The 21,304-nt window shown below is 54.0% G+C and carries 23 protein-coding genes, 1 pseudogene and 1 riboswitch; all 24 genes and pseudogenes read right to left on the bottom strand.

Going from position 1 to position 21,304, the window contains the following annotated elements:
• Positions 1 to 52 precede the first annotated feature (52 nt).
• The gene (scpB, locus tag D3P08_RS08335; RefSeq protein ID WP_119599050.1) at positions 53 to 655 is read right to left on the bottom strand and encodes an SMC-Scp complex subunit ScpB; all 603 of its coding nucleotides are present in this window, start codon (positions 653 to 655) and stop codon (positions 53 to 55) included.
• On the bottom strand, positions 624 to 1,403 hold the full coding sequence (locus D3P08_RS08330) for a segregation and condensation protein A (protein WP_119599049.1): 780 nt from the start codon (positions 1,401 to 1,403) through the stop codon (positions 624 to 626). Before D3P08_RS08330 ends, scpB begins: the two co-directional genes overlap by 32 nt.
• 31 nt (positions 1,404 to 1,434) lie before the next feature.
• Positions 1,435 to 1,905: a 6,7-dimethyl-8-ribityllumazine synthase gene (gene ribH, locus D3P08_RS08325; RefSeq protein WP_119599048.1), complete on the bottom strand. Its 471-nt coding sequence runs from the start codon at positions 1,903 to 1,905 to the stop codon at positions 1,435 to 1,437.
• A 40-nt stretch (positions 1,906 to 1,945) separates the two neighbouring features.
• Positions 1,946 to 3,193: a bifunctional 3,4-dihydroxy-2-butanone-4-phosphate synthase/GTP cyclohydrolase II gene (locus tag D3P08_RS08320; protein ID WP_119599047.1), complete on the bottom strand. Its 1,248-nt coding sequence runs from the start codon at positions 3,191 to 3,193 to the stop codon at positions 1,946 to 1,948.
• A 34-nt stretch (positions 3,194 to 3,227) separates the two neighbouring features.
• The gene (gene ribE, locus D3P08_RS08315) at positions 3,228 to 3,893 is read right to left on the bottom strand and encodes a riboflavin synthase (protein WP_119599046.1); all 666 of its coding nucleotides are present in this window, start codon (positions 3,891 to 3,893) and stop codon (positions 3,228 to 3,230) included.
• Positions 3,878 to 5,030: pseudogene (gene ribD, locus D3P08_RS08310) on the bottom strand (bifunctional diaminohydroxyphosphoribosylaminopyrimidine deaminase/5-amino-6-(5-phosphoribosylamino)uracil reductase RibD). The gene ribE and the pseudogene ribD overlap by 16 nt, the downstream one beginning before the upstream one ends.
• A 281-nt stretch (positions 5,031 to 5,311) precedes the next feature.
• A riboswitch (FMN riboswitch) is annotated at positions 5,312 to 5,515 on the bottom strand.
• 241 nt (positions 5,516 to 5,756) lie between these two features.
• The gene (locus D3P08_RS08305; RefSeq protein WP_119599044.1) at positions 5,757 to 6,188 is read right to left on the bottom strand and encodes a peptidylprolyl isomerase; all 432 of its coding nucleotides are present in this window, start codon (positions 6,186 to 6,188) and stop codon (positions 5,757 to 5,759) included.
• Between the two features lie 53 nt (positions 6,189 to 6,241).
• Complete coding sequence (lysA, locus tag D3P08_RS08300) at positions 6,242 to 7,573, bottom strand: diaminopimelate decarboxylase (RefSeq protein ID WP_119599043.1); 1,332 nt, start codon at positions 7,571 to 7,573, stop codon at positions 6,242 to 6,244.
• 135 nt (positions 7,574 to 7,708) lie between these two features.
• Positions 7,709 to 9,337, bottom strand: a complete 1,629-nt coding sequence (locus D3P08_RS08295) for a spore germination protein (protein WP_119599042.1) — start codon at positions 9,335 to 9,337, stop codon at positions 7,709 to 7,711.
• A gap of 30 nt (positions 9,338 to 9,367) precedes the next feature.
• Entirely contained in the window at positions 9,368 to 9,796 is a 429-nt protein-coding gene (locus tag D3P08_RS08290; RefSeq protein WP_119599041.1) for a stage V sporulation protein AB, read from the bottom strand.
• A complete protein-coding gene (locus tag D3P08_RS08285; RefSeq protein WP_119599040.1) occupies positions 9,789 to 10,442 on the bottom strand; it encodes a stage V sporulation protein AA in 654 nt (217 codons plus the stop codon). Before D3P08_RS08285 ends, D3P08_RS08290 begins: the two co-directional genes overlap by 8 nt.
• Before the next feature lie 96 nt (positions 10,443 to 10,538).
• Positions 10,539 to 11,294 (bottom strand): RNA polymerase sporulation sigma factor SigF, encoded by a 756-nt coding sequence (gene sigF, locus D3P08_RS08280; RefSeq protein ID WP_119599039.1) that lies wholly within the window; start codon positions 11,292 to 11,294, stop codon positions 10,539 to 10,541.
• A 21-nt stretch (positions 11,295 to 11,315) separates the two neighbouring features.
• Positions 11,316 to 11,762 carry an anti-sigma F factor gene (gene spoIIAB / locus D3P08_RS08275; RefSeq protein ID WP_119599038.1) on the bottom strand — a complete coding sequence of 149 codons (447 nt, stop codon included), beginning with the start codon at positions 11,760 to 11,762 and terminating at the stop codon, positions 11,316 to 11,318.
• Positions 11,759 to 12,112 (bottom strand): anti-sigma F factor antagonist, encoded by a 354-nt coding sequence (gene spoIIAA / locus D3P08_RS08270; protein WP_119599037.1) that lies wholly within the window; start codon positions 12,110 to 12,112, stop codon positions 11,759 to 11,761. Before spoIIAA ends, spoIIAB begins: the two co-directional genes overlap by 4 nt.
• A 163-nt stretch (positions 12,113 to 12,275) precedes the next feature.
• Positions 12,276 to 13,463 (bottom strand): D-alanyl-D-alanine carboxypeptidase family protein, encoded by a 1,188-nt coding sequence (locus tag D3P08_RS08265; RefSeq protein WP_119599036.1) that lies wholly within the window; start codon positions 13,461 to 13,463, stop codon positions 12,276 to 12,278.
• A 236-nt stretch (positions 13,464 to 13,699) separates the two neighbouring features.
• Positions 13,700 to 15,031: a pyrimidine-nucleoside phosphorylase gene (locus D3P08_RS08260; protein ID WP_119599035.1), complete on the bottom strand. Its 1,332-nt coding sequence runs from the start codon at positions 15,029 to 15,031 to the stop codon at positions 13,700 to 13,702.
• Positions 15,032 to 15,059: 28 nt separating this feature from the next.
• Positions 15,060 to 15,233, bottom strand: coding sequence for an aspartyl-phosphate phosphatase Spo0E family protein (locus D3P08_RS08255; RefSeq protein WP_119599034.1), 174 nt, complete (start codon positions 15,231 to 15,233; stop codon positions 15,060 to 15,062).
• A gap of 110 nt (positions 15,234 to 15,343) precedes the next feature.
• The gene (locus tag D3P08_RS08250; protein ID WP_119599033.1) at positions 15,344 to 16,168 is read right to left on the bottom strand and encodes a purine-nucleoside phosphorylase; all 825 of its coding nucleotides are present in this window, start codon (positions 16,166 to 16,168) and stop codon (positions 15,344 to 15,346) included.
• A 70-nt stretch (positions 16,169 to 16,238) separates the two neighbouring features.
• Complete coding sequence (gene deoB, locus D3P08_RS08245; RefSeq protein WP_119599032.1) at positions 16,239 to 17,423, bottom strand: phosphopentomutase; 1,185 nt, start codon at positions 17,421 to 17,423, stop codon at positions 16,239 to 16,241.
• Between the two features lie 69 nt (positions 17,424 to 17,492).
• Positions 17,493 to 18,383, bottom strand: coding sequence for a site-specific tyrosine recombinase XerD (gene xerD / locus D3P08_RS08240; protein ID WP_119599031.1), 891 nt, complete (start codon positions 18,381 to 18,383; stop codon positions 17,493 to 17,495).
• Positions 18,384 to 18,506: 123 nt separating this feature from the next.
• On the bottom strand, positions 18,507 to 18,740 hold the full coding sequence (locus tag D3P08_RS08235) for a DUF4227 family protein (protein ID WP_119599030.1): 234 nt from the start codon (positions 18,738 to 18,740) through the stop codon (positions 18,507 to 18,509).
• 70 nt (positions 18,741 to 18,810) lie between these two features.
• Positions 18,811 to 19,932 carry an alanine dehydrogenase gene (ald, locus tag D3P08_RS08230; protein WP_119599029.1) on the bottom strand — a complete coding sequence of 374 codons (1,122 nt, stop codon included), beginning with the start codon at positions 19,930 to 19,932 and terminating at the stop codon, positions 18,811 to 18,813.
• 149 nt (positions 19,933 to 20,081) lie between these two features.
• A complete protein-coding gene (gene fur, locus D3P08_RS08225; protein WP_119599028.1) occupies positions 20,082 to 20,543 on the bottom strand; it encodes a ferric iron uptake transcriptional regulator in 462 nt (153 codons plus the stop codon).
• Between the two features lie 93 nt (positions 20,544 to 20,636).
• Positions 20,637 to 21,254, bottom strand: coding sequence for a stage II sporulation protein M (gene spoIIM / locus D3P08_RS08220; protein ID WP_240647380.1), 618 nt, complete (start codon positions 21,252 to 21,254; stop codon positions 20,637 to 20,639).
• Positions 21,255 to 21,304: the final 50 nt, after the last annotated feature.

Genomic DNA, 21,304 nt, shown 5'->3' with positions numbered 1-21,304 from the left:
TTCCTCCGTTCCCTTAATTAGGTTGAATATAGTATGACCTGGCGGCGAAATCTCATTCTTTCAGTTCGTCAATCGTCATCTGCCTGCCGTCCAGACGCTCGAACAGCGCCTGTGTCTGCTCATCCAGCGCATCCTCAACATCTACATGCTTCGGCTCCGGCAAATCCCGAATGGAGGCTAATCCGAAATAATCCAGGAACGCTTTCGTCGTTCCATAAAGGATCGGTCTGCCGATCGCTTCCGCGCGGCCAACCTCTTCAATCAAATCTTTGGAGACAAGCGATTGAATCGCCCGATCGCATTTCACCCCGCGGATCTCCTCAATATCGATCCTCGTAATTGGCTGCCGGTAGGCAACGATCGATAGCGTCTCAAGCGCCGCTTGGGAAAGCTGCGCCCTCGTTGGCGTATAGGCCATCCGTTCGAAATAAGGAGCATGGTCGGGATGCGTTGTCATTCTGTAGGCGGAAGCGACTTCCGCAATTTGAACGCCTCGTTCCTCGCGCTCCAAGTCTCTCTGCAAATCATAGACCAGCTCAGCCGCAAAGTCAGCATCCAGCTGCAAAATATCGCCCAGCTGGCGTTTCGTAAGCCCTTCATCCCCGGCCATAAACAGAAGTCCCTCAATAATCGACTTCAATTTCTGATAGTCCATCTTCGTCGAGTTCTCCCCTCCAATGGATGACGATATCGTCAAATAACGAATGCTGGAAGCACCTGATATGCTTCATCTTCATGAGCTCCAGTATCGCAAGAAAGGTGACGACGATTTCGTGCCGTTCCATATTTTCCCGAATCAGCTTAGAGAATCGCACTGTCTCATATTGCCGGAGCACGTCGACGATGTCCCGAATCCGGTCCTTAACCGATATTTCATCCCGCTGGACCGTGGCGATCATGTTCCGCCTCGCTGCGCGTCTCAGAGCTTTCTGGAATGCGGTAATAAGATCCGATACATGCAACCCTTCGACAGGGTTAACCTTCTCTTCCTTCTGATAAGGAGTCAAATCCTCAGGCTCTCGGGAGAATACAAGGCTCCGCTCGATTTCCTTCTCGCGAAGCTGCTCCGCAATCTGCTTAAACTTGCGGTATTCGACGAGCTTTTGAATCAGTTCATCGCGCGGATCAAAGCCTTCATCCTCCCATTCGTCGAAATGATCCTCGATGACGGGAGGTTTCGGTAAGAGCTGATAGCTCTTAATGGCAAGAAGCGTTGCCGCCATTACGAGAAATTCGCTTGTAACATCGAGCTCCAGCTCTTTCATCGCGTCCAAATATTCCATATATTGAACCGTTATTTCGCTGATCGACACTTCGTGTATATCGATTTCAGCCTTATCGATCAGATGAAGCAACAGGTCGAGCGGACCTTCGAATGCTTCAAGCTTGTAAAGCACAGACACTTATCGCGACCTCCCGCATTTCAGCTCATCGTTACCCTTGAAGCTGCTTCGTCAAATTAGCCATTTCGATTGCGGTTACCGCAGCCTCGTATCCTTTATTGCCCGCTTTCGTTCCCGCGCGCTCGATCGCCTGCTCAATCGAATCAACGGTCAGCACGCCAAAGATCGTAGGCACGCCCGTTTTCAGCCCGACTGCCGCGACGCCTTTTGCCGCTTCATTGCACACATAATCGAAATGCGGAGTTGCGCCTCTAATGACCGCGCCAAGCGTAATCACCGCGTCATATTTGCCGCTTTCCGCCATTTTTTGAGCGATCAGAGGAATTTCGAACGCCCCCGGCACCCACGCAACCTCAACATCGGATTCCGCAGCGCCGTGACGTTTAAACGCGTCCAGCGCGCCGCCAAGCAGCTTGCTCGAAATAAACTCGTTGAAACGGCCTACAACAACCCCATATTTTAAACCTTCGGATACTAAATGTCCCTCATAAAATTTTGTCATCTCGTAAACTTCCTTTCTACTTGTTATCGTTTTTTAGTTATTAATCTTGCTTCGGAGCCGCGCCCTGCTCGATCCCGTCGATACGGAGCATATGTCCGAGCTTCGCTTGTTTTGTGCGGAGATAGTTGCGGTTGCTTTCATTCGCTTCCATTTGAATCGGAACCCGTTCCACGACTTCTAAGCCATAGCCTTCAAGCCCTTTAATTTTACGGGGGTTGTTCGTAAGCAGGCGCATCTTCGAAACGCCAAGATCTTTCAAAATTTGAGCGCCTATGCCATATTCCCGCAAATCCGGAGCAAATCCTAGCTTTATATTCGCCTCAACCGTGTCGAATCCCTGCTCCTGCAGCTCATAAGCTTTCAATTTGTTAATAAGCCCGATGCCCCGGCCTTCTTGTCTCATATATAACAGAACGCCGCTGCCCGCCTCGTCGATTTGCTTCAGCGCCGCCGCAAGCTGCGGTCCGCAGTCGCAGCGGTGAGAGTGGAACACATCGCCGGTCAAGCATTCCGAATGAACGCGCACAAGCGTCGGCACATCCGGCTTGATCTCGCCTTTGACAAGAGCCACATGCTCTTTCTGGTCGACTTGGTTCGTATAGGCGACCGCGCGGAACTGTCCGAAGTCGGTCGGCATCTTTACGTCTACCGCCCGTTCTACCAGCTTCTCCTTCGCGTTGCGGTAGCGAATCAGATCTTGAATGGTAATGAGCTTCAGCCCATGCTTCGCTTTAAATTCGGCCAAATCCGGCAATCTTGCCATGGTCCCGTCTTCTTTTATAATCTCGCAAATAACCGCCGCAGGCTTTGAGCCGGCCAAGTGGGCGAGGTCGATTGCCGCTTCCGTATGGCCTGCCCGGCGCAATACGCCGCCAGCCTTGGCGATCAGCGGGAAGATGTGGCCCGGTCTGCGGAAATCGGAGGCTTTCGCTTCCGGGTCGATTAAGGCTTTAACGGTAAGCGAACGCTCGTACGCGGATATGCCGGTTGTGGTCGATACATGGTCGACCGATACCGTAAACGCAGTGCCGTGATAATCCGTATTGTGCGCCACCATCGGCGGCAGGTCAAGCTCCTCCGCTCGTTCCTGAGTAATCGGCGCGCATACAAGACCTCTCGCTTCGGTTATCATGAAATTGATTACATCCGGCGTCGCCGTCTCCGCAAGGGCGATCAAATCCCCTTCGTTCTCCCGGTCTTCGTCGTCAACAACGATGATAGGACGGCCTTGCTTTAGATCGTGGACCGCTTCTTCAATCGAATCGAATACGTATTGCTCGTTATTCATTTCGTTTCCCTCCCTGTTTCCTTTTATCTATCTTTTAAAGAAAGCCGTGCTCGGCCAAATAGGCGGTCGAAAGCTTGGAGCCGCTGCTCCTCTGAGACGCGTCCGGTTGTCTGAAACGAAGCAAATGATCGACATATTTGCCGATAATATCCGTTTCGATATTGACAACCGCGCCGGCCTGCTTGTGCTGAAGCGCGGTTTCGGCCAGCGTATGCGGAATGATCGAGACGGTAAAGCCGTCATCGCTTGTGTCGACGACTGTAAGACTGATGCCGTCGACCGTAATGGAGCCTTTCGGGATAATGTATTTCAGCTGTCCCGGATCGTCCAGGCGAATCCGGAATACGACCGCGTTCGCATCCGATTGGCGCGAGATGACCGCGCCTGTGCCGTCAACATGCCCTTGGACGATATGACCGCCGAATCTAGCGCCGGCCTGCATTGCGCGCTCCAGATTAACCGCCTCCCCCGGCTTCAGCCGGTGAAGGCTGGAGCGCCGGAACGTTTCCGGCATGACGTCGACGGAGAACGAAGAGCGGTCAAACGACGTAACCGTTAAACAGACGCCGTTAACCGATATGCTGTCCCCAAGCTTGACGTCCTGCGTCACGATCCCGGCGCCGATCGTCATGACCATCGCTTCTCCTTGCTTGACAACCGATTTGATCTGGCCGATCTCTTCTACTAATCCGGTAAACATGATTCCCACTCCTTTTGTTTATCCGTCATGCTGCGCTTCATAGCGAGGATAGCCGGTAACACATATGTCATCCCCCGCCATTTCGACCTGTACATGCTCCAGCACAATGGCGTCCGACATTTTGGGGCGGCCGGGGAAGGAGAAGCTTACAGGCGCTTGATCGCCTCCGATCAGCTTCGGCGCAAAAAATAAAACCATCTTATCGATTAGTCCGGCATCCAGCATTGCCCCGTTAAGCTTTCCGCCGCCTTCCAGCAGGATCGAGCCGATCTCGCGGCCGCCCAGCTCCTTCATCGCTGCGCGAAGGTCGACCTCGGCGCCTTCCCCGCAAGGAATGACCGTTACGCCAGCCTCTTCAAGCTGCCGTTTCTTCGCTTCATCCGAGCCTTGCGTCGTCAAAACAATCGTCGGAGCGGAGCGATCCGTCACAACCTTCGCGGATAACGGAAGCCGCAGCTTGGAGTCGACGATGATGCGCACCGGATGAATTGCCGGAACAACGGCTCTCGTCGTCAGCATCGGGTCGTCAGCCAGCGCCGTGCCGATTCCGACCATAATCGCGTCGTGCTGATGGCGCAGCGTATGCGTCTGCTCGCGGGCGGCAGCGCCGGTCACCCATTTGCTGTGCCCTGTCTCCGCCGCAATCTTGCCGTCAAGCGTGCTTGCCGTCTTCAACGTAACGAACGGCAGCTTCGTAGTGATATATTTGTTGAATTTTTCATTCATGAGCCGGGCTTTGTCGGCAAGCAAGCCGACATCCACCACTATCCCGTTTTCCCGCAAACGTTCGATCCCTCGTCCCGAGACGACAGGATTCGGATCCGCGGCGGCTACAACGACGCGGGATGCCTTGGCCTCTATGATCCGTTCGCAGCATGGCGGCGTCTTCCCATGATGGCTGCACGGCTCCAGCGTGACATAGACGGTCGCGCCTTCGGCCTCGGCCCCGGCCATCTTCAGCGCATGGACCTCGGCATGTCCTTCTCCCCGCTTCAAATGAGTGCCGATCCCGACGATTCGTCCCTCCTTCACGACCACGCAGCCGACAACAGGATTTATACCCGTCTGTCCGGCCGCTTTCGCTGCCATCTCTAGAGCTAGTGACATGTAATACTCGTCATTCAAAACGTCCAGCATAATCAAAAACCCCCCAACCGGCAAGCTTTACCGACGGGGGGTGCAGATTGAGAGTCTAAGGCCATGCGTTAAACCATGAGATGCGCAAATGAAATCGAAGCCTCACCGTTCACGCTTGCGAAAAATAAGCGTAAATGCAGGCCTGTTCCATATTCGCCGATCCCAAAGAGACCGCTACGTAAGCGATCGTAAACACATTTTGCGCGTGACAAGCCAATTCATCCGACTAGTTGTGAAATTATGCACAAATAAATCGGACAATAGCCGGCGCGTTGCCAAAGCTTCTCCTTCTCCCATCCAGACTATACTGTCGGTCCCGGATTCGCACCAGGTCCACCGTTCCAATTCGCGCAAAGAGCTATTGCTCGCATGAGCTCATTAGCCCGGGTCACGGACTTACGGATTGCACAGATCATGAGTTGAATCCCATAAGCTGCGTCCCGATCACCGCCGGTTGGGAATTTCACCCTGCCCCGAAGGAAAGCATCAATTGTTAACACTATATGTTGTGACTTTCATACTTAAAAGCATGAATAAAACGTCATATGATGTTGAAATCTTACCACTCCGTCTAAAAAATTGCAAGGACTTCGCCGCATCTACGAAACTACCGGTTCCATCATACATACCTACGACGCATAATCGACGGCTAACAAAAAATCCGCCAAAACCAATGCCTAACAAAGGTTTTGACGGATTTTCCCTTACGGTCTCGTTACCTCAAGCTTAGGCTTCGAACACTTCGACTTTTTCCATTTTGTCTCCGCCTTTAAGCGCATCGACAAACTCCATGCCTTTCGTCACTTTGCCGAATACGGTATGTCCGCCATCCAGATGCGGCTGCGGCTGGTAGCAGATATAGAACTGGCTTCCGCCTGTGTTCCGTCCGGCGTGAGCCATTGCAAGCGTGCCGCGCTCATGCTTGTTCGGATTGATCTCGCAGTTGATTGTATAGCCTGGACCACCCGTTCCGTTGCCGATTGGGCAGCCGCCTTGCGCGACGAAACCAGGAATGACACGGTGAAAGCTTAAACCGTTATAGAAACCTTCATTCGCCAGCTTCTCGAAGTTAGCGACCGTGTTCGGAGCATCTTTATCGAATAGCTCGAGTTGAACCTCGCCGCCGTTCGCCAGTTTAATTTTTGCTTGTTTTGCCATTGTGACATCTACCTCTCTTTATTCCGAATAAGACTACGTTACCAATTCTGCCCTTATTTCGCAAGTGGCGATTTCTGCAGTCTTGCCGGAATAACGTCGTTGCATACAATATTGTCGAGCGATTCGCGCTTCACCGCGAGGTCGGCCTGGCCGTCCTTCACGAAGACAACCGCCGGTCTGCGAATGCGGTTATAGTTGCTTGCCATCGCGTAGTTGTAAGCGCCTGTGCAGAATACAGCCAGCAAATCGCCGCTTTCCGCTTTCGGCAGATCCAGATCCCAGATCAGCATGTCGCCGCTCTCGCAGCATTTGCCCGCGATGGATACCGTCTCTTCGGCTTTCTCGTTCGCACGGTTCGCCAGAATCGCTTCATATTTGGATTGGTAAAGCGCCGGACGCGGGTTATCGGTCATACCGCCGTCTACGGCGATATACTTGCGCACGCCAGGGATATGCTTGCTTGTCCCAACTGTGTACAGCGTTGTTCCCGCGTCGCCGACCATGCTGCGGCCAGGCTCTACCCAAATTTCAGGCAGCGGGTAATTCGCGTTTGCAAAATTGGTTTTGATTGCGTCTGTAATCGCGCCGACATAATCGCTGATCGGCAGCGGCGTGTCGCCTTCTACGTAGCGGATGCCGAAGCCGCCGCCAAGGTTGATTACCTTAAATGTCAGACCTAGCTCTTCGCGGATGGACACGGCGAAAGCCGCTACCTTGTCAACCGCCATGCGGAAGCCTTCCACCTCGAAGATCTGCGATCCGATATGGGAATGCACGCCGAGAATATTAAGGTTCGACAAATCCATCGCTTCCTGAATCGCCTTCTTAGCCGAGCCGTTGCCCAGGTCGAAGCCGAACTTGGAATCCTGCTGTCCCGTCGAAATGTAGTCATGCGTATGAGCTTCTACGCCAGGCGTAATGCGGAGAAGGATATTCACCTTCTTGCCCTTGTCGCCTGCGAGCGCGTTAAGCAGCGCGAGCTCGTGGAAGTTGTCGACGACAAAGCATCCGATGCCCGCGTCGAGCGCCATATTGATCTCGTCAGGCGTTTTGTTGTTGCCGTGGAAGTGGATTCTCTCCACCGGGAATCCCGCTTGCAGAGCCGTATACAACTCGCCGTCTGACACGACGTCGAGGGACAGGCCTTCTTGCTCCGCGATCGCGCACATTGCCATTACGCTGAACGCTTTGCTCGCGTACGCGACTTGGAATTTCAAGCCGGACGCTTTGAACGCTTCCACGTATTCTCTCGCGCGCTGACGGACGAGCGTCTCGTCAACGATATATAACGGCGTGCCGAACTCCTTCGCCAAGTCGGTTACGTCGCAGCCGCCGATTTCCAGGTGGCCTTTTTCATTTATTTTGCTAGTTCCATGCAGATACATTGCTACCCCTCGCCTTTCGACGCTCCGTATAGTCGGAGCGCTCCTGAAATGTTTGCATCATCTAACATCAGTATAACGCAAGAGGGTGCGATCCGAAATGGATAATTTCGCATTTGATTTGTATTTTTGCGATCGTTACTTTCTCTTCGGCATCCGATCCTGCTGCTGAGCGCGCACGATACTCGGTCTTTGCCGGTTATAGAGCAGCGGCTTCCGGATGATGAGCGAGTAGAACGCCCGGGCGTCAAACGGAATAATCGGCCACAGATACGGGCGGTTCAAGGAGCGCGAACGCGCTAAAAAGATGACAACCAGCGCCGTCGTCACAACAAATCCCGGCGCTCCGAATGCCGCGACCGCAATAAGCAGAAAAAGCCTCACAATTCGATTGGCGAGTCCAAGCTCATAGCTTGGCGTCGCGAACATGCCGATCGCGGCGATCGCCATATAAAGAATGACCTCGTTCACGAACAGACCGGTCTGCACGGCGATATCCCCAATCAAAATCGCCGCTACCAATGACATCGCGGTTGCAAGCGTAGTCGGCGTATGGACCGACGCCATCCGCAGCAAATCCACCCCGATTTCAACGAGCAGAAATTGCACAAAGAGCGGGATTTTTCCTGTCTTATTAGGCCCGATAAAGTCCAAAACCGCCGGTTTGAACTCCGGATGCATAACGATGAGCAGCCAAAGCGGCAGCATAATCAACGAGGAGAGAATGCCGGCGAACCTCACCCAGCGAAGGTATGTGCCGATGAACGGCGTCTGCCTGTATTCCTCCGCATGCTGCATCAAATCGGTAAACGTAGTCGGCAGCGTCATGACGCTCGGAGACGTGTCGACGAATATAGCGATCGATCCTTCCAGCAGATGGGCCGCAACGGTATCCGGTCTTTCGGAATAACGGACGAGCGGAAACGGATTCCACCCCCGCTTGATCGTCGCCTCCTCCAGCTGCTTATCGGCTAAAGGCAGTCCGTCGACCTCAATGGCCTTTATTTTATCCTTGACGGACTCCAGAAGCTCCTTATCCGCAATATCGTCGATATAAGCGATACAGACATCCGTCTTCGTCCGCTCTCCGACCTGAATGACCTCGTATCGCAGCTTCGGATCGCGAAGCCGCCTGCGGACGAGCGAGACGTTGACCATTAACGTCTCGTTAAACCCGTCTCGCGCGCCGCGCACGACCTTTTCAAGAACGGGCTCCTCCAAGCCTCTCGCCGGAAAGTTTTTGGCGTCGATTTTCAGCGCGCTGTCCTCTCCGTCGATAAATAAGGCCGTTCCCCCTGCCAGTACAGCGTCGACCAGTTTATTCCAGTCGCGCTCCACGTCGACCTGCGATGCGGGCACATAGTGCTCGAAGAACGAATGAAGCGCGTCGGCGCTTAAATTGTCCGGATGAAGATAGGTAAGCCGTTTCAATACCTCCGTCAGCAAGTCGTCCTTCACAAGTCCGTTCATGCAGAACAGCGCGGTCCGCTTCTCGCCGAACGTCATTTCCCTGACAACAACATCGAAGCTCGTTTTGTAGCCGACCTCCTCCAGCTTCTCGAGCACGTGGTCAAGCTTGGACGGAATCGCGACCTTTACTTCTTCCTTCTCCTTCTTTTGCGGTTCTTCATGCTTCCAGCCTCTTAGAGCCTCGCTATGTCCCCAATCGCGAGACTCCTCTTGCCGCTGCTCTTCCGGCATATCGAAAGGCGGGACATAACCTGCCGTGCGGCTTCCCTGCTCATTATCCTTTTGCCAATCACTCATTTGCGAGCACCTCCGTGTTAATCCATCGCTTTACCATTGAAAAAATAGCCAGTCGAACAAGGATCCCAGCGTTTTCCCCAGCACCATCGCCATGAGCAGGCCGACCATATAACGAGAAAGCTGCATCCGTCTCGCCAAAATCGGCAGCACGTTCATCACCTCGGTTAACGCCGCCGCCAGCATCCCGACGAAGATCCCGTCGAGCAAGCCCGCTCCGGAGAGGAACAATGGAGCCGGTAAACGCAGCTTCCAATCCATAAAATCCGCAAAGGTCCAGTACAGCGCGCCGAATATAATAGCCGTCTCGAACCAGATCGAAAGCCTGAATGCATTAGCGAGCTGAGCCAATCTCGGAATAAGGTCGAAGACGATCAGGATGGCTACAAGCCCGCTTCCGACCGCAAGTCCCCCCGCGATGCCCAGTATCGCGACGAACAGATTTTCGCACAGCTCAATCATCGGCATTCACTCCATGGATTTGGTCGTAATCCGCTTTTTTGCGCATTTCATCCGCGATCACGTAGTCGTTTACGTTCTCCTGGTACATGAACAGCTCCACTTCAAGCGGATTCGGCTCCTCGTTAAACCGTTTGCGGAATAAGTGGTTGAAAAAGAGCACCATGCCGAGTCCGACCCCCAGCGAATAGGGAATTTGGAACCAAAGCGGGTGCTCGGTTTTTTTGCCCGTAATCAGCTCGACAATACGAATATGGACTTCCTTCATGCTGACGTCGGTGTGAAAATTCATAATGGCGAGTCCAGCCCCGAAAAAAAGCAGCAGCCATGCGAGCGCAAGCACAGCATACCTAGGCTTTACGGGCTTGTCCGCCACCATTAGGAGCACCTGCGGATCGCCGTAAGCCTCGACGCTGACATGCGGGAAGCTGCGCCGAATCGACTTCACGATCTGCAGCAGGTCGATTACGACGCGGTTCCCGTCCGATTCCCGGTGCTTGTAAAGCGCCAGCTCCTTAAGCTGACTCTCCAGCTCCTCATCCTCCGTCGTCAGCCTTGACACTTGTCCAAGCGTCACGGTATGGCCGGACCGGATATAAATTCTCCGTTTCAGCCGAAGATAGAGGACCGAATGGTTTGATGCGCCCATCTGTCATCATCCCTTCTGCATGAACTTGGCGCCTTCGATTCCTCCTTATTATGGAGCAAGGAGGATAAGGATACTCATACAAAAAAGACCAAACCGCTATTGAGCGATTTGGTCCTTGATCGACTGCAATATTTTTTTCTCCAAACGCGATACCTGCACCTGTGATATGCCCAGCCTGCTTGCGACTTCGGATTGTGTCTTATCCCTGTAATAACGCAAGTACACGATAAGCCTCTCCCGCTCGCTTAAGCCTTCTATCGCTTCGACAAGCGCCAGCTTATCGAACCAGCGCTCCTGCGAATCGTCGGCGATCTGATCCATCAGCGTAATCGGATCGCCGTCGTTTTCGAATACCGTCTCATGAATGGAAGTCGGCGGTTTATTCGCCTCCTGCGCGAACACGACATCCTCCGGCGTAATACCGAGCCTCTCCGCCACCTCAGTGATCGTCGGCAGCCGGCCGAGCGTCTTCGACAGCTCGTCCTTCATCTTCCGGACTTTATTGGCGGTTTCCTTCAGCGAGCGGCTAACCTTCAGCGTTCCGTCATCGCGGAGAAAACGTTGAATCTCCCCGATGATCATCGGAACCGCATAGGTCGAGAATTTCACGTCATACGACAAGTCGAACTTGTCCACCGATTTCAATAAGCCGATACAACCGATCTGGAACAGATCCTCGGGCTCGTACCCGCGGTTGATAAACCGCTGCACAACGGACCATACAAGCCGAATGTTGCAATTCACGAGCGTGTCCCTTGCGACGGTATCTCCCGATTGGCTGAGAGCGATAAGACGCTTAACCTCCGCGTCGTCCAAATATGGCTGGGCTGTTTGCTTCATATCGACATCCATGAGGCCTCGCCCCCCTATGCTCTAGTTATAGAGCGCTTTTTTTGACTCGATTCTTTTCTGCATCTCTACTCGGGTTCCGCCGCCGACTGAACTTGCAACCTCGAAGCGGTCCATGAAATTTTCCATAATCGTAAAGCCCATCCCTGAACGTTCCAGCTCCGGCTTGGACGTGTAGAGCGGCTGTCTCGCCAGCTCAACATCCTCGATGCCCCGTCCGTCGTCGCTAACCGTAATCGACACCGTGTCTTTATCGATCGCGGCTTCAATCGTCACTTGCTTGGAGGCGTCATTGTCATAGCCGTGGATAATCGCATTGGTTACAGCCTCCGAGACGGCGGTTTTCAAATCGTTCAGCTCCTCCAGCGTCGGATCCAGCTGAGACACGAACGCGGCGACCGCGATTCGGGCGAACGCCTCATTCTCGGAACGCGCGCTGAACGACAGCTTCATTTCGTTGCGTCCAGTCATGACACCACCTCCAAACTCGTTATGGCACTGCGCTCATTGTCGTGAACCGCGATGATCTTGAACAGACCCGATAGCTCGAACAGGCGGCGTACGCCGGGATTGACGTCGCAGACAACCATTTTGCCGCCCTTCGCTTTCACCTGCTTGTAACGCCCCAGAATAACGCCGATTCCTGAGCTGTCCATGAATGAAAGCTGCTTCAAGCTCAAGATGACATGATGGGCGCTATCCCGCATCAGCGCTTCTTCCATCTTGAAGCGGACGACACTCGCCGTATGGTGATCGAGCTCGCCATGGAGGCGAACAATCAGCATGTTTCGGTAATGCTCCAATTCGATTTGCAGACTCATGTTAGCTGTTCATCTCCTTCAGGGTAATGGTTACTCTTGCCGAGATAGAACTAGCAATTCTCCGAACCCGGGGGCGATTCCTGCATGCCGACAAAACTAGAAGCATACCGCTACAAGCTGACAAAAGACGCGTTAATGCGAATTAGAGCCGAATCCGCTATCGTTAATGGAACAGTCCGCCTACCGAGCGTCTCAGCAGACGCCACCAGTTGGCTTTATCGATCGTTTGCGGCGCCGCCAAATCAAACTCTTTAATCAGCTGGTCGCCTTGATAGACTGCCAGCTTGCCGATTGGCTGACCTTGCTGGATCGGCGCTTTCAGCTTGTCCTCCAGCTTCAGCTCGTAACGGATATCCTTCGTCGAGGTTCCCTTTTTCAGCAAAATGCTGTACGGCTGTTCCGCGCTCAATTCAAGCTCGGATTCCATCCCTTTTTCGATCCGAACCTTGCCGATCGGTTCTCCTTCGCCGACAATCGGGTAATTCATGTACTGAGCGAAAGCAAAGTCGAACATTTGCGAAACTTCCGCATTGCGCTGTTTGGTCGTCGGTTCGCCCATAACGACCGCGATGACCCTTAAATTGTCGCGCTTCGCCGTAGCGGACAGACAGTATTTCGCTTCGCTTGTAAAGCCTGTCTTCAATCCGTCTGCGCCGCTGTAGAAGCGGACCAGTTTATTCGTATTGACAAGCCAGAACGGTTTGTCCGACGTTTTTCTCAAATAATCCTGATACAAGCCCGTATACGTTGTCACTTCCTTATGCTTGAGCAGCTCTCTGGACATAATTGCGATATCGTGCGCGGAGGAATAGTGCCCTTGAACCGGGAGGCCGTTCGGATTGACGAAGTTCGTATCGTTCATCCCCAGCTCCTTCGCCTTTTCATTCATCATGACGACGAACTGCGCTTCCGTTCCGGCTATTTTTTCCGCCATCGCGACCGAAGCGTCATTGCCTGAAGCAAGCGCAATGCCTTTGATCATATCCTCGACCGACATCTCTTCGCCCGGCTCCAGGAAAATTTGCGAGCCGCCCATGGAAGCCGCGTTTTCGCTCGTCTGAACTTGATCCGTCAGCTTGATCTTGCCTTCGTCCAGCGCCTCCATGACAAGAAGCAGCGTCATAATTTTCGTGATGCTCGCAGGCGGAAGCCTGTCATGGCTGTTTTTCTCAAAAATGACGGTGCCGCTTTCGGCATCCATCAAGATCGCGGAACGCGCGGACGGCGCCAAGTCAACAGCCGGCGCGCTGCTTCCCGGCGCCTGGCTTTCCTCTCCATATGCAACCGTAGGAAGCGTCAGCGTTAGGGTTAATGCCAATGCGATTAGCGATGTGACTGAACTCTTCAACAAATTGTCCCTCCTGATGGAAATGTGTTTGCATTACGGTACTATTTTCCTTTCCAGTGTTGACGTCCCGGAGCAAATTTATTCCCATATAGCCAGATCGTATGACATAAGGATGATAAGTTTTCAAAATGGGCTTCAAACACAAAAAGCAAAAGCCCCGGACATCGCCGAAGCTTTTGCTTTTTGGTCATGAAGAAAGGACGGAGCCTTGCGGCGCCGTCCCAGCAATTGCTTGATCGTTAAATAAACCGTTCGATTCCGTCAGCCGTTACGACCGACAGGAGAAGGGGTCTTGTTTCCGGCCGCTCCGTTTGAATGATGTAAGCGCCGCGGACCCGGTCCGCGACTTGCCGCGCAGCATCGTTATTGTCCCGCACATGGAGAATGGCCAGCGTATCCCCCGCTTGAACCGTGTCGCCGACCTTCTTCCGAAGCGTCAATCCAACCGCATAGTCGATAACCGCTTCCTTCGTCGCTCTGCCGGCGCCGAGCAGCATGGCTGCAAGTCCAAGCTGTTCCGCCTGGATGGCGCTGATATAGCCTTCCGCATCCGCCGTAACCTCTACCGCGAATGGAGCCTGAGGCAGCTTGTCGGGCTGATCCACAATGCCGCCGTCTCCGCCTTGCGCCTCGATAAACGCCTTGAATTTAGCGAGAGCTTCCCCATTTTCAAGCTGTTTGCGCAGCTTGCTCTTCGCCTCGTCGAACGTCCGCGCCTTACCGCCGAGCGTCACCATATGCGCGCCAAGCGTTAAGCACAGCTCCGTTAAATCCTCCGGCCCTTGCCCCCGCAGCGTATCCAGCGCTTCTGCCACCTCAAGCGCATTGCCGATCGCGTAGCCGAGCGGCTGATCCATATCGCTGATGACAGCCGCCGTCCTTCTGCCGACATTCGTGCCGATCGACACCATTGCTTGCGCTAGCGCCTCGGCGTCCTGCACCGTTTTCATGAACGCTCCGCTTCCCGTCTTCACATCGAGGACAATCGCGTCCGCGCCTGCCGCAATTTTTTTGCTCATGACGGAGCTTGCAATGAGCGGAATCGATTCGACTGTTCCCGTCACGTCGCGCAGCGCATACAGCTTTTTGTCGGCCGGCGCCAAATCGCTGCTTTGCCCAATGACCGACAAGCCGATATCATTTACTTGCTTCATGAACGCGTCACGCGTCAGTTCCGTATGAAAACCGCGGATCGATTCGAGCTTGTCGATCGTTCCGCCCGTATGTCCTAGACCACGTCCCGACATCTTGGCGACAGGCACACCGACCGAGGCGACCAACGGTCCGATAATTAATGTCGTTTTATCGCCGACGCCGCCAGTGCTGTGTTTGTCGACTTTGACGCCATGAATCGGGGAAAGATCGACTTGATCGCCCGATTCCGCCATCGACATCGTCAGCGCGGCTGTTTCTGATGCCGTCATTCCTTTAAAAAATACAGCCATCGCAAAAGCCGACATTTGATAATCCGGAACTTCCCCGCGGCTATAACCGTGAATCAGGAACTTCAACTCTTCCGGCGTTAATTCGCCGCCGTCTCTTTTTTTCTGAATGAGATCTACTGCCCGCATGTCTTCCCCCCCTGGTGTTCGCTCAAAGCTAAGTTGTTCGTGCGAGAAGTCTGCGTTCCGACTGCACCCGAACGATCATCTCATCGAGCATCTGGCTAAGCGTCAGCACATCCCGGTGAAGCAAATTATTATGCTCCGAGATCGCCGTCTCCACCATTTCGCTGCGCAGCTCTTCCAACTGCGCCAATAACTGCTTGTCCATCGGCTTTTTCCACTCCATCATTCTTTGATCATGGACATTATACGACGATGGCGGTCCGAACACTGTCAGATTGAGTCGATCCAATTATTACAATTCTGTTACAAAGAAGGCTACATTTTGGCGATTAATGCAGTCACAAGACCCAGAAACTGGGACTTGACACGTTCTGTCGTTTCCATCACTTCCGCATGGGACAGCGGCTGATCCAGAATGCCGGCCGCCATATTGCTGATGCAGGAGATTCCGACTACCTCGATCCCGGAATGACGTGCAGCGATGACCTCGGCAACGGTCGACATTCCGACAGCATCCGCGCCCAGCGTTCGAAGCATGCGAATTTCCGCCGGCGTCTCATACGAAGGGCCCAGCAAGCCCGCATATACGCCTTCCTGAACAGCTATCCCCTGCTCGGCCGCTACCTGAAGCGCAATGCCGCGGAGACGCTTGCTGTAAGCCTCCGACATATCCGGGAACCGTGCTCCCAGCTCGTTGTCGTTTGGCCCGATCAGCGGATTTTTCCCTGTCAAGTTCAAGTGGTCCGATATCAGCATCAAATTCCCGGATGCAAAGTTCAGATTGATGCCGCCAGCCGCGTTCGTAACAAGCAAAGAGTTCACGCCCAGCGCTTTCATGACGCGCACAGGAAATGCCGTCAGCTCAGGGCCGTATCCTTCATACATATGGAAGCGGCCGCGCATCAGCACAACCGGCCTGCCCGACAATTCGCCGATCAGAAGCTCGCCGGCATGCCCCTCCACTGTCGAAATCGGAAAATGCGGAATGTCGTGATAGGCGATCACGACGGCATTCTCCAAATGATCGCCCAAAACGCCGAGACCCGACCCCATGATGAGGCCGATCTCCGGTTTTATTGTCACCTTGCCTTGTATGTACTCCGCCGCCTCTTTGATATGCGCTGCTGTTAGTTGATTCATCGTGAATTCCTCCTCAAAGTTTTGCGAAGCAACACTGCTTCGCATCTTTCGCCTTAATCATCGTCTGTCATTATTCCGTCCGAAGCAGCTCCAAAAAGCTCTCTCCGTTCGGCGGAGCGGCCACGCCGAAATTGTCGGCAATCGTCGCGCCCAGGTCCGAATACGTGCTGCGTACGGCAATTTCGCCGCATTGCTTGAATGCTGGGCTGTACAGCAGAACCGGCACATATTCGCGCGTATGATCCGTGCCTGGATGCGTCGGGTCGTTGCCGTGATCAGCCGTCACGACAAGCAAATCCTTTTCGCCAAGCGTCTTTTCGAGCTCCGGAATAGCACGGTCAAACTCCTCTAAAGCCCGAGCGTACCCTTCAGGGTCTCTGCGGTGGCCGTATAACGAATCGAAGTCGACAAGATTTGTGAACAATAGCCCGCGAAACGGCTGCTTCAGCCGGTCGATCGTGCGCTGTATGCCGTCGGCGTTGCTTTTGGTGGACGCCGTTTCGCCAATTCCTTCGCCGTCGAATATGTCGTTGATTTTGCCGATCGCAATCGTATCGTAGCCGCCATCCTGCAGCGCGTTCAGCACAGTAGGCTGCGGAGGCTTCACCGCGTAGTCGTGTCTGTTCGGCGTCCGTTTGAACGCGCCTGGCTCCCCGACGTACGGTCTTGCGATGACGCGGCCGACCGAGTAGCGGTCATCCATCGTCAGCTCTCGGGCGATTTCGCAAGCTTTGTACAGCTCCTCAAGCGGGATGATCTCCTCGTGAGCGGCAATCTGAAACACGCTGTCGGCCGATGTATAGACGATCCATGCGCCCGTCTTCATCTGCTCCTCGCCTAGCTCGTCCAATATTTCCGTCCCGCTTGCCGATTTGTTGCCGATTACTTTGCGTCCCGTCCGCTCCCCGAACGCTTCAATGAGCTCCTTCGGAAAGCCGTCCGGGAAGGTCTGGAAAGGCACAGTCAGCTTCAGGCCCATCAGCTCCCAGTGGCCGGTCATCGTGTCTTTGCCGACCGAAACCTCCGCCATCTTCCCGTAATAAGCGGCCGGCGCGCCGCCGCTCGGCTGCCAGTCATCGATCGGGGCGATACGGTCCAGCCCCCATCGCCTCATGTTCGGCAAAGCTAAATCCTTCACCCGGCCGGCGATATGTCCAAGCGTATGCGAGCCGGCGTCTCCGTAATGCGCCGCGTCCGGAAGCTCGCCGATGCCAACGCTGTCCAGCACGATTACAGCAATTCTGTCAAATTTCATGTGTGGTAACTCCTTTTCATTCGGGTGTCATAGAAATGACCGTGCCGGGAATGGCACGGTGCTAGCCATTTATGCTCTTGGATGAGCTGTCGCGTACGCGTCCTTCAGTCTGCTCCGGGATACCTGCGTATACTTGAGCGTCGTCGCGATATCCGAATGCCCAAGCAGCTCCTGAACCGTCCTGACGTCCGCCCCGCCTTCCAGCAAATGCGCAGCGACGGAGTGCCTGAGCGTATGCGGCGTAATCTCCTCCTTAATCCCGGCTTCCTTGGCATATTTTTTCATCATTTTCCAAAAGCCCTGCCTCGTCATTCTCGTGCCTAAATGGTTGAGAAAAAGAGCGGAGGCGGATTCCCGGCCGGTGAGCAGATCGTCTCTTCCGCCCTCGAGATACTCGGTTATCGCCGCTTTCGCGTGGCTGCCGAACGGCACGATCCGCTCCTTCATCCCGCTTCCGACGCATTGAATATACCCTAAGCTCAAATGAAGATGCTCCATATTCAGAGAGACCAGCTCGGATACCCGAATTCCCGTGGCGTAAAGCAGCTCGAGCATGGCTTTATCGCGTTTGCCTGTCGCGCTTTCTGTTTGCGGCGAATCCAGCAGCGCGGCCGTATCCGCTACGGTCAGCACCATCGGCTGTCTCTTCTCCTGTTTCGGCGCTTCCATATGGATGGTCGGGTCAGACACAATGACGCCATGAACCGCCAAATAATGAAAGAATGCCCGCACGGAGACGACATGCCGGGAAATCGTTGCGGATTTGAAGCCTTGCTCCTTCAGCGCGTGCATATATTTGGCCAGATGGCTGCGTTGAACGAGCCGCCATTCCGTTATCCCCTGCTCCTCCATAAAGCAGATGAACCGAATCAAATCGCGCTCGTAGGAGGAAAGCGAATTCGGGGACAGCCTCTTCTCCGTTTGCAAATAGGATATGTACTGATTCAGGTGAGCTTTCATTCTAACTTCCTTTCGAGTACCGCTTCTTGTTCCTGGTAGTCACCATCAAATTCAACATCGGGAGCGAAATATCCTGCTAACGACGCGAAGATCTCGGAAGGGCTCTGAATCGCAATTCCATCGCTATTCTCCGTACCAGTAAAACCATCTCAGCCGGTCGGCTCCGTTGCCGCCTTCCGGCGAGGGAGGATCCTCCATAAAAACCTTGAGCGCGTCGCCGCTCGGCTTCTCATAGGGATGCACCGGCGATATCACGTCAACGAGCCACCGGTATCCCCCGCCCGCAATAAACAACAGCACGCCAAACAAAGCTAAAAACAATAAGCGGCCCGCCCAGCCGCGAATGGAAAACACCATAGCAAACCCCTCCTCATTAGGATTATAGTCTGTCCCTACCACCATATGAGAAGGCTGTCTTTAATATGTTCTATTGGGCGCTTAAAGCAGTTCCGACCGGCGTATAAGGAAAGCCCGTAGCTTTTGCGACCGGCTCATTCGTGACGAATCCGTTATGCGTATTGACCCCGCGCATTAAAGGCTGGCTGCTCTTTACCGCATTGAGCCCCTCGTTTGCGAGCGAAAGCGCATAAGGCATCGTAACGTTCGTAAGCGCGAAGGTCGAGGTGCGGGGAACCGCTCCGGGTATGTTCGCTACGGCATAATGAATAACGCCATGCTTGATATAGATCGGGTCTTTATGCGTTGTTGGCCGGTCGACCGTCGCGATGGAACCGCCTTGATCAACCGCAACGTCAACAATAACGGCCCCTTTCTTCATCCGCTTTACCATTTCCTCCGTCACCAAATGCGGCGCCTTCGCGCCTGGAATTAAGACGGCGCCCACGACAAGATCCGCGCGGCTGACGGCATCGGCAATATGAAGCGGGCTGGACATTAACGTGCGTATCCTTCCGCCGAACACCTCGTCGAGGTATCTCATCCGGTCGGCGCTTTTTTCGATAATGACAACGTTAGCGCCTAGCCCTAGCGCCATTCTCGCCGCATTAGTGCCTACGATGCCTCCCCCGATGACGACCACGTCCGCTGGCGGAACGCCGGGCACTCCGCCGAGAAGCACGCCCCTGCCGCCGTTAAACGCTTCAAGAAATTGCGCGCCCACCTGTACGGACATACGCCCTGCCACCTCGCTCATCGGCGTGAGCAAAGGCAAGCTGCCGTTGTCGAGCTGGATCGTTTCATAAGCGATGCCGGTCACCCCGCTGTCCACCAGCGCCTTCGTAAGCTCTGGGGCCGCCGCTAAATGCAAGTACGTAAACAGGAGTAGTCCTTTTCGGAAATAACCGAATTCCTCCGGCAGCGGCTCCTTCACCTTCATGATCATATCCGCTTCGCCCCATACGGCTGCGGCGTTTTTGACGATAATCGCGCCTTCCCGCACATAATCCTCATCCTCAAAGCCGCTCCCGCTTCCCGCTCCGGCTTCCACATGCACGCGATGCCCCGCCGACGCCAGCATCGAAACGCCGGCCGGCGTTAACGCGACGCGGTACTCGCTCTGTTTTATCTCCTTCGGCACACCGATAATCATCCGCAACGCCTCCTATTGGAATGTACTATGCGTACCTTCTCCAGCATTGGCATTAATTATGTGTATGCATTCCGATTCAAAGGGGCAACCGGCATATTATGCCTTGAAACGTGAAAAACGGCCTTGCTCTCCACCGGAGGGCTCAGCCGTTAAGTTGTGTGGGAGTTATCGGTTTTTTCTCTGCATCTGCGGCAAACGCCTTGGAAGTCTAGCCGATGGTCAACGACAAAAAAGCCGTATTCCTGCTCCAGCCTCTCCTCCAGCGGAAGCAGCCAATCTTCCTTAATCTCGTCCATCGTTCCGCACTGCACGCAAATCAGATGATGATGATGATGCTTGTTGCTGTCCGTTCGAAGATCATAGCGGGCGACGCCGTCGCCGAAATTCATTTTCTCCACGACATGCATCTCGCTTAGAAGCTCCAATGTCCGGTAGACCGTCGCGAGTCCGATCTCCGGCGCAATATCCTTCACCAGCATAAATACGTCTTCCGCGCTTAAATGATCTTCTTCATTCTCCAGCAATACGCGTACGGTTGCTTCTCGCTGTGGGGTCAGCTTGTAGCCCTGCGATTGCAACTGTTGTTTAATCTTCTCGATCCGGGCTTCCATGTTCTCTCCCCCTGCCGCATGAACGCGCCTTTTCAAACAAGCGTTTCCTTTCATTATAGGCGCTAGACAAAGAGAAAGTCAAACCAGCCGCTGTCAGATCATGCCGTTCTGAGGCGAAAGATAAGGGGTTGCCCAGCCGATGACTGACGGCGAAATATACGCTTCGATCAGCGCGGCCCCGGCCAGCAGCAGAAGCATTAGAAGCGATGAAGAAGTAAGCGACCCGAGCTGCGGCAGCAGCTCGCCGCTTTGCCCGAGCAATCTGTTTTTAACGATAAACAAACCGAAGGAAATGGCGGCAACGCTCGCGATAATGAGCGCGGGAACGGCGATTACGTTTTGCGGGGCCATCGTCAAGAAAGAAAAAACAACGCCTTTCCAGCCATACTGCCCAACAAGCACGCCCAGCGCGAATCCGATTAAGGTCCCCTTGAAAAAATTAAGCGCCAAAATGCCTGGTATGCCCACAACCGTCACACCTAGCAGCCAAATTAAGACGAGCCATTTTAAATGAAAAAAGAAGCGCTCCCAGAAAACCTCTTCCTCGCTTGTGCCTACACCCGCGCCCATATAATGCACATACTGACCCACTTCATCCGCCAAATCCTGCTGCTGCTCCAAAGTCAAGACATTAACGAGGAGAGCCCCGAATACGCCGCCGACAACAAATAAGACGGCGACGAACAGATAGAGATTAAAATGTACCTTCACGGCGCGAAGCCCCCTAACCGACACAAAAGTGAAATAAGCAACCTGTCTCC

It is taken from the genome of Paenibacillus nanensis (assembly GCF_003583765.1).
Classification (GTDB): Bacteria; Bacillota; Bacilli; order Paenibacillales; family Paenibacillaceae; genus Pristimantibacillus; species Pristimantibacillus nanensis.
This window is presented reverse-complemented; position numbering and strand designations above follow the sequence as displayed.